The following is a 1463-nucleotide window of genomic DNA, read 5'->3' on the forward strand; positions in this document are numbered from 1 at the left end:
GGGGGGTGCCCCTATGGGTTTGGTCAACCCGTGGGGGCGGGTTGGGGGTCGTAGAAGGTGCCGTCGCGGAGCATGGCGAAGAGGACGTCGGCTCGTCGTCTTGCGAGGCAGAGGAGGGCTTGGGTGTGGTGTTTGCCCTGGCTGATCTTCTTGTCGTAGTAGGCCCGGGAGACGGGGTCGGCCAGGGCCGCGAACGCGGAGAGGAAGAAGGCCCGTTTGAGCTGCTTGTTTCCGCGTCTGGAGGGTTGTTCGCCGCGGATCGAGGAGCCCGAACTGCGGGTCGCCGGGGCCAGCCCGGCATAGGCGGCGAGGTGGGCGGCGGACGGGAAGCTGGATCCGTCGCCGACGTCGATGAGGATCCGTGCTCCGGTCCTGACGCCGATCCCCGGCATGGACGTCAGGACCTTGGAAAGAGGGTGTGCCTCCAGCAGTTCCTCGATCCTCGAAGCGAGGAGTTTCCGCTGGTCAAGCACTGCCTGGAGCGAGGTGGCGAGGCTGGGAACGATCAGTGCGGCCGCGTCCGTGCCCGGGACGACGACGGTCTGCTCGTCCAGTGCGGTGAAGATGTCCTCGACCAGCCGTTCGGCCATCCGCGGTGCCTTCGGCCGCAGCAGTGTCACGAGCCGGCGTCGTCCGGCCTTGCGGATCTGGGCGGGCGAGCCGAACTGGTCGAGGAGCCTGAGCACCGCTGGATGCTGCACTCGCGGACCGAGGACCCGCTCCAGCGATGGATGGATCTGAGTCAGCAGGCCCCGCAGGCGGTTGCTGATGCGGGTGGCTTCGCCGGCCAGGTCGTCGTCGAAGCCCACGATCATCTCCAGCTCGGCGATGGTTTCGTCCTCGAGACCGACCGAGCGGAGTGTGTGAGGCATGACGCGGGCGGCGTCGGCTATGACGAACGCGTCGCGGGCATCGGTCTTGGCCTCACCGGGATACAGATCGGCGATCCGCCGCATTGTCAGGCCGGGCAGATAGGCAACCGGGCAGCCCAAATCACGGGCGACTGCCAGGGGCAGGGCTCCGATGGAGGCCGGCTGGTCGACCACGACGAGTACGGTGCCGTGCTTGGCCTGCAGCTTGCCGAACACCTCGCGGAGCTTGGGTTCGCTGTTGGGCAGCCGCTTGTCGAAGGCCTTCTTCCCGGCCGGGGTGACGGCGGTGGCGTGGTGTTCGCCCTTGCCGACGTCCAGGCCGAGGAAGACGCCGATGTCGCTGACGTCGATCACGTGCTTCCTCCGGTCGTCCTCGCCCGGCCGTCCCACGGCACCGATCGCCACATCCACATTACGAAGAGCCTCCCGACCTGCAAAGAAGCCGGTGGTCATGCCCCTAATCAGCGGTCTGTCGATGCCTCCGGAGCTGGTGACACCACCCCCCAGGCCATGCGTTCGACAGGGGGAGAAAGTCATGCCAACTCCGGAGGCCGGGCGCCCCATTGCGGGACCACCAAGAAGGTAATGGGG

At 67.3% G+C, this 1463-nt stretch carries 1 protein-coding gene; it reads right to left on the reverse strand.

From position 1 onward, the window contains the following. Positions 1-23: 23 nt before the first annotated feature. Positions 24-1226, reverse strand: a complete 1203-nt coding sequence (locus ABT342_RS38085; RefSeq protein ID WP_351584205.1) for an IS110 family RNA-guided transposase — start codon at positions 1224-1226, stop codon at positions 24-26. Between the last annotated feature and the right edge of the window lie 237 nt (positions 1227-1463).

It is taken from the genome of Streptomyces sp. NPDC000410 (assembly GCF_040300305.1).
In the GTDB taxonomy this organism is placed as follows: domain Bacteria; phylum Actinomycetota; class Actinomycetes; order Streptomycetales; family Streptomycetaceae; genus Streptomyces.